The organism is Segatella copri, from assembly GCF_009495355.1.
Lineage (GTDB): Bacteria > Bacteroidota > Bacteroidia > Bacteroidales > Bacteroidaceae > Prevotella.
In genome coordinates this window covers 1-9,147 of record NZ_VZAD01000049.1, presented here as the reverse complement: position 1 = coordinate 9,147, position 9,147 = coordinate 1, and the positions used below count along the sequence as shown (strand labels likewise).

General features: G+C 41.1%; 11 protein-coding genes. 10 read left to right on the top strand and 1 reads right to left on the bottom strand.

The genetic code is table 11. From position 1 onward, the window contains the following. The 8 genes from F7D20_RS05710 to F7D20_RS05675 form a co-directional block, all read left to right on the top strand. Positions 1-602 (top strand): OmpA family protein (locus F7D20_RS05710; protein WP_158463218.1); only part of this gene is annotated, 602 nt, incomplete at its 5' end. Between the two features lie 20 nt (positions 603-622). Further along, positions 623-1,516, top strand: a complete 894-nt coding sequence (locus F7D20_RS05705; RefSeq protein ID WP_158463217.1) for a FimB/Mfa2 family fimbrial subunit — start codon at positions 623-625, stop codon at positions 1,514-1,516. A gap of 34 nt (positions 1,517-1,550) precedes the next feature. Continuing rightward, a complete protein-coding gene (locus F7D20_RS05700) occupies positions 1,551-2,435 on the top strand; it encodes a fimbrillin family protein (protein ID WP_228114113.1) in 885 nt (294 codons plus the stop codon). 22 nt (positions 2,436-2,457) lie between these two features. After that, positions 2,458-3,438 (top strand): fimbrillin family protein, encoded by a 981-nt coding sequence (locus F7D20_RS05695; protein WP_158463215.1) that lies wholly within the window; start codon positions 2,458-2,460, stop codon positions 3,436-3,438. A gap of 79 nt (positions 3,439-3,517) precedes the next feature. After that, a complete protein-coding gene (locus F7D20_RS05690; RefSeq protein ID WP_153124030.1) occupies positions 3,518-4,414 on the top strand; it encodes a fimbrillin family protein in 897 nt (298 codons plus the stop codon). A gap of 14 nt (positions 4,415-4,428) precedes the next feature. After that, the gene (locus F7D20_RS05685; protein WP_158463214.1) at positions 4,429-5,739 is read left to right on the top strand and encodes a leucine-rich repeat protein; all 1,311 of its coding nucleotides are present in this window, start codon (positions 4,429-4,431) and stop codon (positions 5,737-5,739) included. Positions 5,740-6,024: 285 nt separating this feature from the next. Continuing rightward, on the top strand, positions 6,025-6,168 hold the full coding sequence (locus tag F7D20_RS05680) for a hypothetical protein (protein WP_022251300.1): 144 nt from the start codon (positions 6,025-6,027) through the stop codon (positions 6,166-6,168). 64 nt (positions 6,169-6,232) lie between these two features. After that, a complete protein-coding gene (locus tag F7D20_RS05675; RefSeq protein WP_158463213.1) occupies positions 6,233-6,652 on the top strand; it encodes a DUF6169 family protein in 420 nt (139 codons plus the stop codon). Positions 6,653-6,771: 119 nt separating this feature from the next. Here the strand turns inward: F7D20_RS05675 and F7D20_RS05670 are convergent, their stop codons facing one another. Further along, positions 6,772-7,656, bottom strand: coding sequence for an Rpn family recombination-promoting nuclease/putative transposase (locus tag F7D20_RS05670; protein WP_158463212.1), 885 nt, complete (start codon positions 7,654-7,656; stop codon positions 6,772-6,774). 405 nt (positions 7,657-8,061) lie between these two features. Between F7D20_RS05670 and F7D20_RS05665 the strand changes: the two genes are divergently transcribed. Then, the gene (locus F7D20_RS05665; RefSeq protein WP_158463211.1) at positions 8,062-8,358 is read left to right on the top strand and encodes a type II toxin-antitoxin system HigB family toxin; all 297 of its coding nucleotides are present in this window, start codon (positions 8,062-8,064) and stop codon (positions 8,356-8,358) included. A 2-nt stretch (positions 8,359-8,360) separates the two neighbouring features. Further along, positions 8,361-8,738 carry a helix-turn-helix domain-containing protein gene (locus tag F7D20_RS05660; protein ID WP_158463210.1) on the top strand — a complete coding sequence of 126 codons (378 nt, stop codon included), beginning with the start codon at positions 8,361-8,363 and terminating at the stop codon, positions 8,736-8,738. Positions 8,739-9,147: the final 409 nt, after the last annotated feature.

Genomic DNA, 9,147 nt, shown 5'->3' with positions numbered 1-9,147 from the left:
TGGGCATCTATTCCGGTTTGACTCGTCTTACTGGCGAACGTATGGACGGAATGCCAGAGCATCTGCATAAGAACAACTTCGTGTGGGAAAGTGGAGTGAGATTGGGGATAAACCTCTCTAAAAAGAAGAACAAGGTAGCAGAAACTCCATCAGTTCCACAACAGGAGGTTCTACAACAGGAGGTTCTACAACAGGAACCAACTTCTTCGGAGGAGGTCAATCTGAAAGAAACTGTGGATAAGGCAGAAACAAAAGTTGCTGAACAGGACATAAAAGAATCTGCAAAGGTGACTTTCCCTGTCATATATTTCACCTTCAATAGTATCGACATCCAACAAAATGAAGAGACTAAATTGAATGCTATTCTCAAAACATTGAAAGAGAATCCGAACATGAAGGTGACGGTAACAGGTTGGTGTGACACAAAAGGCAGCGTGGCTGTCAACAAACGTATATCTCGCCAGCGTGCAGAAGCCGTAAAGACTTGGCTTGCGAAGAATGGCATAGAGGCAAATCGCATTACTGCAATAGGAAATGGTAGCGATGACACCCAAGATGCGGATAAGGCTCGCCGAGTAGAGACTAAGGACAATCATCAGTAACCCATAAAACAAGATAGAAAATGAAAGCAAAAAGAAGATTTAATATTTGGTTATGGGTGCTGTTATGCGTCCCATGCCTGTTGGCAAGTTGTGACCATAATGTTCATGATGGTGAGGATGAGGGTGGTTTGTCAGTATCGCTCACTTGGGCGGATGAAGCCGACCAAGGTACGGAAGTGAAGGATGTGAAACTCTGGATATTCAATGCCGATGACGGTTCATTAGTAGAGGAAAAACATTATGGCAGTGCGCAGGAGGTGGCAAGCCAACGCTTCGCTCTTCCTGAAGGGCATTATCAGATATTGGCTATTACCAATCTCATAGAGCCATTCTTCACCACTGACCAGACCAGGGCTTTGACTAACTGGAACAATATTCAGATAGGTTTGACCAATCCTAAGGATGTGAACCATAATGCTTATTTCGGAGTGACCGACGTGAGGATTGACAACAAGGAAGGCAACTATGTGGTGCAAAACCCAATGAAGAGCGTGCTTGCCGAACTGACCATCATCATAGAGAATGTACCTAAAGGTACAGAAATGAGTGGTAAGGCATTAAATGCAGCCTGGTGTCTGTTCCCTACACAGAAGAATAGTGATGGAGAATATGGATTGCCGAGCATAAAGCCAACGGAAGTGGAAATGCCTACTATCTTGGCTACTGAGTCAACCCTGAAATCAGAAGTCATCCGGCTGATGCCGACCATACAGGGAAGTTCCGCCTCTCATATTTATCTCCGTCTCTTGTTGCCTAACGGGACCTTGCAAGAGTATGACATCACCACTCCGGCGATGAAGGTTGGAGGAAAGTATGAGTTGCGACTCAACTACAACCAAATGCAGCCAAAGATGAATCTGGAAGCTACCATCAACGGTTGGACGAACCTCAACAATGAAGTAGAAATAAAATAATAATAACTTTTAAAATATTTATAATATGAAAAAGATGACTAAGTTTTTCGCCCTTGCACTCTTGGCAGGTGCAATGGTTTCATGCAGTACAGAAGACACCGCACCTTCTACCCAGAACGATAAGGTAGCCGTGCAGTTTACTGGTGGTATCAGCGTAAACACCCGTGCTGCGGGTGTAGCCTGGGCTGATGGTGACAAGATAGGTATCTTCATGACTGGAGCAAATCAGCCTCTCTCGGCAGATGCAATCAAAGAGGGTGTTGACAATGTTTGCTATCAGTCAAATGGAAGTATAGCCTTTTCACCTGTTTCTGGTGGTAAGACTATTTTCTTCCCGATAGATGGAGATGTGGACTTCTATTCTTACTATCCACAGACCACTGTCAATGACTACAAGGTAGCACTCAATGTGGCCAACCAAGGGAGTCAGGAAGCTATCGACTTCATGTATGCCAAGACAGAAGGCTGCAACAAAGCTACGCCACAGGTTGACTTGAAGTTCTTCCATAAGTTAAGCAATCTTATTTTGGATGTTCAACCAGGTAACGGTCTCACGCAAGAAGACCTTAAGAAAATGACTGTGACAGTGAAAGGTCAGAATACCAAAGCCACTTTCAATCTTGTGGATGGAACTATCTCTGGTGAAGAAACTCCTGCGGACATCACGATGAAAACTACCGAAGCTGGCAAGCTGTATGAGGCAATCCTGCTCCCTACAGAAGAAGCAAGCCGAGTGATAGAGTTTGACCTCAAGAATGGTTACGACGCTCCTTTCGTATGGACAATGCCTGTAAAACTTGAGGGTGGAAAAAGATACCACTATACAGTAGTAAAATTGAGTCGTTCTGCCGTTGATATTTCTGGAACCATTAAGCCTTGGACAGAGGCAGGAGACAATAATGAACATATAGCACAATAACAACTCTTAAATAACAAGATATATGAAGAAATTTAGATTCTTATACATTGCTGCCGCAGCATTGCTGTTTGCAGCTTGCGCTAACGAAGAAGACGGTATCGGCAACAATGGTCCTGTTGCAGCCACAGTACAGGCGGACATTTCCAACAATATCAAAACCCGTGGAACTGCAGACAACAACAGTTGGACAGCAGGCGATGCTATTGGTGTGTACGTTACTTCTACAGGAAACACCACAGGAACAAATGTAAAGTATGAATACTCCGAAACTGGTGATTTCGTTTCGGCAAATCCTATTTATTTTAGAGATAGCGAGGAACAGACATTCAGTGCGTATTATCCATACATTGATGACCCCAATAATGACAAATTCGATGAGGATGGTTGGTTAAAGAATGATTGGACTATTGATTACAGCAATCCAAGTAATACCTTATTAGCAAACGATTTTCTCTTTGCCTCGGGAGCAACAGCCAGCAAAGCATCGCCAATGGTTAATTTCATTGACTTGAATAATGTGGGTGAATCCTTGCCAGAGAAAGACCATCGCTTTAAGCACAAGATGAGTATGATAGAATTTACGGTCAGTGCAGGAGAAGGTATTGAGAGCAGGAAGAGTAATCTTCAAAGTATAACATTGGACAAGATAAAGACACAGGGTAAGATAAATGTAAAAACAGGTGCGACAGAAGTCACAGGGACTTCTTCCCCAATAACCTTACCAGTAACAGGTCTTTTGACCGATCGCAGGGTCTGCAAGTTCATACTCTTCCCACAACGGTTCGAAAACAAAGAATTGCCCATTAGTTGTAATGTGAAGTATAACGAAAATACTATTAATAATTATACAACAAAGATAAACCTACCAAATGGATTCGAAGGTGGTAAAAAATATACTTATACTATCACTGTTAGAAATAATAGTATAGTAATAGGAAATGCAAACATAACGGGTTGGGGTATTGGCACAGACAATGAATCTCTCGATGCAGAAATAGAATAATAAGGTACTGAAAATAGGAAATACAGGGTTAGTGAGCTTGGCCGCTCACTAACTCACTAACAATAAAAAACTGAAGATTATGAAGACGATAAAACAAAGAATTTCCTATGTGGTAATGGGCCTTATGGCTATGGGCTTTACAGCATGTACGCAAAATGAAGATATGGCTCCAACGCTGAAAGGGCAGGAAATCAATGCCACTTTCTCTGTTGGAGGTATGCAGACTCGTGTCAATACATTGGGAGACGGTGAAAATTGGGAGGATAAAGATAAACTGAAAGTAAGTATATTTACGGATTCTGATCCTGGTAATGCGGCTTTTCTTTCTTTTAATGGCGAAACCTGGTCTCGTACAGGAAGTTTTCGTTGGTTAAATGGATACGAACAACATACTATTTTGGCTGTATATCCATCTGACACGGATTTTGGGAAAAATAATCTACAGTATGATTTACAAACAGACCAAAGCAGCGAAGATAAATTGAAAAACGCTGATCTCATAACTGGATATTGGTACGATGTTCCTCGGTACGATTTAAGAATTCCTATGCAGCATCGCATGTCGCTGGTTACAATAGTATATCATGTTGGAACTGCAGATTATCCTAATATGGATATTAGTGAACCACAAGTGTATTCTAAACACACCAGCGTTTATTTTAACAGAGACGACCGAGCCCGAGGGCAATTTGTCATGATTACACCTACTGCTAATCCTGCTTGGGTAAAAGCCTATAAGCATGACGATGGTATGTTTTCTGCAATCGTTATCCCTGGTTCATACATTAAAGATGAAGTCTTCTTGAGATTCAAGATAGGCGACAATATTTTTAATGCTAAAATGAAGATGCCTACCGACTTTGAAGAGGGTAAACGCTACACCTACAAACTCGATGTCGGAAAAGATATAGTGAAACTGACCAGAATCAGTGTAGATGATTTGAAAGGTTGGACAAATGAAGATGATCTCAAATAATTGGAGGAAAGAATATGAAAAAGATATTTCAATACATCATGCTGGCTGTCGTTACAATAGTAATGGCGTCATGCACAAGTGATATAGAAGAAACAACCGCAACAACAGCCAAAAACAACGTACAGTTGGTTGTAGGTGAATTTCCGGCATTCGGAGATTCACAGACTCGTGCTATAGGTACACCTGATCCGGGCAAGACTTCATGGGCTGAAGGAGATGAGTTGCTTTTGGTGATAGACAACACTTTTTATGGAAGTCATAGTGCAACCTTTACATATAATGGCAAGAGTTGGGAATTGACAAGTGGTGAATTGGTTTATCGGGAAGGAGACCCTGCATACATACCTCATGTATATTATGCCCCTAATTATAAATGGGCTAACACCTCATTAATGTTGAAAAAAGGTAAGGCGGCAGGAACGGATGAATATATCGAGGGAAAAGCTATAATCACTGGTAATGGTGAGACTATAACCGTTTCTTTTGCCGAGACAACACGTAAATATTCACGTTTGCGTATTGCAACTCTACCCAATGAGCAAATAACAGTTGATACCGAAGATTTCACTCCTGCGGGCAGCAGCGATATGGAACAGAAAGGAAATTATACACTTACTTCGGATGAAAAGGGCAATGCCTATTTATATGGTACTTTTATTAATAATTCCGAAGTTACAGTGAAATATAGAGAAGCAGCTTTGACAACTCATACATTCTCGCAAGCAACAGAGAGTGCTAAGAGTTATGCTCTGGATGCTACTGTTGTTTCGCTGGCTGACGAAGGTATCACTTACGATCAAATTGTGGAAGACGTCAAGAAGGAATTGGATGCGGGCAAGACTTACATCAATCTCATGCTTGCTCCCGATGTGGATGAAGAAACATTGGATGCAATACATATCGGACTTCTAGAAGGAGATGCAAGGCAATGGAGTATAAACCTTACTTTGATAGGATGTAAGAAGATTCCTTCAAGAGGATTTATGTACTGGAAAATGCTGAAATCCATAGCCCTCCCAAATGTTACAGAAATCGGGGAAAATGCTTTTTCAGATTGTTCAGGGCTTCAAAAAGTAGTTTTAGGCAATCTTACAAAAGTATATGGTAATGTCGGAAAGAAAGGTATCTTTGATGGTTGTGAAACCCGGTCCATCGATTTGGTTTTGTCAAAAGACCAGAAAGCTATGAATGATGGCGAAGCCGAAGGTAGGTATTGTTGGACTGCTGATATTATTACAGATTATGATCTTAGTAATGAACATGTCAGCAAAAAATTCCTTGGGTATGAATTTAAGTCCATAACGTGTAGATATAAATTTGAATAATAAAGTAGATTGTTTAACTCCTAAGCTGGGCAGGAGTATAAGTCGCCCAGCAAACATATCCCCCCGCACCTCACGGGAAACGACAAGGGTCTATATGCCACGATGAAAAGGTGGCGTATAGACCCTTCATCGTGTCTTGATACCTGTTGGGTGGATGATATGGGTGTGGGCAGTGGTTTTGAAATCCTAACTTTTCCCGAAACTTTTCTCCCGTTTTCTTTGCACTTTCAAAATAAAAGCTTATCTTTGCAATCAACATGAAGTAGAACTTTAAAATGAATAAGTATGGCTTTAAAAATTAAAACTCGTGAAGAAGCAATTGCAGTATTACGAGATATGGTTAGACGTAAAAAAGATATGGAAGCAAAGGCTCAAATAGACTTTGCCAAAGCACGTGAGGAGGCTACAGACTGCTATGCATGCCTTTAACTTAACTCGCCTCAATTTTCATTCTCCTTATAAGGTCTGGATAGATAATGGATCATATAAGTTCTTGACAGATTATGGTGTTCAGTATCGAATAGAATTTGTTGAAAACAATAATATTTGGGAGGATGAAAAAGCGTATGAATTCGGTATTCTCAATGAAAACAAGAAGAATTCTCCTAACGATTCTAAAGTTAAAGCAACTATACAATGTATTATAGAGGAATTCTTTCTTACGAATCCCGATATTCTACTATATCAATGTGAAACGGGTGATAGCAGACAGGCTATGCGAGCTCGCCTTTTTACCAGATGGTTTAACGAATTCGATAAACGAGATCGTTTTTGTGTCAAGGTTTCTATTCTTAGAGATGAAGAAGTTGATAATTACATAGCCATTATAGTTCAAAAGAGTAATCCTAAGTTGAATGACATTCTTCGAGATTTTGATGAGTTTATCGGTTTCTTTGATACAAAGCCCGAATAATAGTAGTAAATCTGCAATTAACTTGGTTGACAAGGGTCTATATGCCACGATGAACAGGTGGCGTATAGACCCTTGATTATATGGTGATATTCGTAATCTACATTTTCGCTATTATATTTTTATGAATTGCTCAGATTCTTAATGATTTCCAAAGACAGCTGGGTAGCTTTGGCAACCTGTTCGGCAGAAAGTCCCATTGCCAGCATATTCTTTGCTATATCCTGAGCTTTCTGATTCATACCGATTTCAATACCCTCCGCAAGACCTTCACGCTTGGCTGTGTCTACGGAATTCTTGATGTCGCGATATGCCATCTTGCTGGTCTCGTACTCCCTCAATTCCTGCGGAGTAAACTTGGCAATCTCGGCTTCCTCGAAGAGGCGGTCGAAGACTTTATCACACAGCTCTTTAGGGCGCTGGGTAAGCTTATAGAGGTTCTTCAGTGCATAGAGCCACTTCTCGTAGAGCGTATCCAGTTCTTCCAAGGGTTTGTTGAACTTGGAAATCTCTACATAAATATATTCGAGTTTGTCGTAAAATACTTTGTGGGTAGCTGTGTCGCACAACTGCACATGATGGCGGATTTTCTCCTTGTCGAAGGCGTCCTCGTTCATGCTGAAGTTGAGCAGGGCTACGGTATAGACATGATTGAGTTTGAAATCCCATTCATTCCCCTTTGGTGCCTGTTCACGGATAGGGAAGGTTGAGTAGAAAAGGGCGCGATCCTTGAAATACGTCTGGTAGGCATTCTGCATTTCTACGATGAACTTCTCGCCGTTTTCGCCCTCACAATATACATCAAAGATGGCTCTGCGGTCGGTATAGACATCTCCCACGTGCTCTGGGTTCAGATATGATACGTCCTTCACAACCTGTTTGCCATTAAACAAGCTGTTGAGGAAGCAAATGAGCAAATCCTTGTTCATTGCTGTTCCAAAAATTCGCTTGAAACCGAAATCGGTCAGCAAGCTGATGTATCTTTCTTCTACCTGCTTCATAATCATCTGTTTTAAATATCCATGCCGCAAAGGGCGACTATAGTTAAAAGAATGATAAAACCTTTTCTAATTTAATAAATGCTTAACCATTTGATTCACATTTAAATTCTTTTGGATGCAAATATACTTCAAAATCTTGATAACGCCAAATATTTGAATGAAATTAACATCATTATCGGGAAACGACAAGGGTCTATATGCCACGATGAAAAGGTGGCGTATAGACCCTTGATTATATGGTGATATTCGTAATCTACATCTCCGCTTTCAGCAGCTTTATCTCCTCTGCCGAAGAATGTCGCCACGCACCCTGAATGTATAAGTTAAATATTGCAAACATTTATTTCTTTTTTACAGAAAGTTCTCGATATTGAGAACTTTTATTTATTTTTGCAGCATAAATAAACGATTATGAAGATATTAAAGTTCAAATTGCTGAAAGATTTTGCAAGGAAACATCCTGGTGCAGCAGACCCGCTCATGCGCTGGGCAGAGTTTGTTGAAAAGACTGAATGGAAAAGCCATGCAGAATTAAAACAAGCATTTCCTTCGGCAGATTATGTCGGGAATGACAGATATGTCTTCAATATATCAGGCAATAAATTTAGGCTTGTAACTATCGTAGTGTTCTTTCAAGGATTTCTACATATTAGATTTGTTGGAACTCATGCCGAATATGATAAGATTAAGGACATTAAAAATATATAACTATGACTATTAAAGACGAAAAAACATATAATGAAATTGAAGAGCGAATGGAGGCTCTGCTTGCAAAGGGCACCCAATTTGGCGGTATGGACTTTCTCAGCGAAGTAGAAAAGGAAGAATTAAAGGTCCTCAGCGAAGCTGCTTACGATTGGGAATGCGAAGTTGATCCTCATCCATGGCGAGTTAAGCCTTCACTTATTGCTGCCATCAAAGTTGCTTTTCGCCAAAAAGGCTACAAGCAAAAGGAGGCTGCAAAAGCTATAGGCGTATCAACAACCGCATTAAGTGATATTCTCCATGGACGTCGTGCAATTAATTTTGATGTTGCAAGAAACATATACCACAACCTTGGTGTCCCTGCCAATGTTATATTGGGATAAACAAACGACAAGGGTCTATATGCCACGATGAAAAGGTGGCGTATAGACCCTTGATTATATGGTGATATTCATAATCTACATCTCCGCTTTCAGCAGCTTTATCTCCTCTGCCGAAGGAAAGAGAAGAAGCAGCACGCAGGCTAAACGTAGGCAGCACGACCTGAAGGGGCAGAAGCTCATAGAAGTTGCACGCCCTGAAAGGGCAGAAGCTCTTAGCCCAGGGCATCGCCCTGGGTGTTTATGGACGCAAACCTGTCGCCCTGTAAGGGCAAAAGCTTTCAATACCAAGCAATTAACAAAGCTTTTGCCCTTACAGGGCGCCTTGCTGATTGCCATTATACCCAGGGCGATGCCCTGGGCTAAGAGCTTCTGCCCTTTCAGGGCGTGCAACTTCTATGAGCTTCTGCCC

Bases quoted from the DNA above. Each gene is read 5' to 3' on its own strand.
- F7D20_RS05695 (WP_158463215.1), top strand. From the start codon at position 2,458: ATGAAGAAATTTAGATTCTTATACATTGCTGCCGCAGCATTGCTGTTT.
- F7D20_RS05705 (WP_158463217.1), top strand. From the start codon at position 623: ATGAAAGCAAAAAGAAGATTTAATATTTGGTTATGGGTGCTGTTATGC.
- F7D20_RS05670 (WP_158463212.1), bottom strand. From the start codon at position 7,656: ATGATTATGAAGCAGGTAGAAGAAAGATACATCAGCTTGCTGACCGAT.
- F7D20_RS05690 (WP_153124030.1), top strand. From the start codon at position 3,518: ATGAAGACGATAAAACAAAGAATTTCCTATGTGGTAATGGGCCTTATG.
- F7D20_RS05665 (WP_158463211.1), top strand. From the start codon at position 8,062: ATGAAGATATTAAAGTTCAAATTGCTGAAAGATTTTGCAAGGAAACAT.
- F7D20_RS05680 (WP_022251300.1), top strand. From the start codon at position 6,025: ATGGCTTTAAAAATTAAAACTCGTGAAGAAGCAATTGCAGTATTACGA.
- F7D20_RS05685 (WP_158463214.1), top strand. From the start codon at position 4,429: ATGAAAAAGATATTTCAATACATCATGCTGGCTGTCGTTACAATAGTA.
- F7D20_RS05700 (WP_228114113.1), top strand. From the start codon at position 1,551: ATGACTAAGTTTTTCGCCCTTGCACTCTTGGCAGGTGCAATGGTTTCA.
- F7D20_RS05660 (WP_158463210.1), top strand. From the start codon at position 8,361: ATGACTATTAAAGACGAAAAAACATATAATGAAATTGAAGAGCGAATG.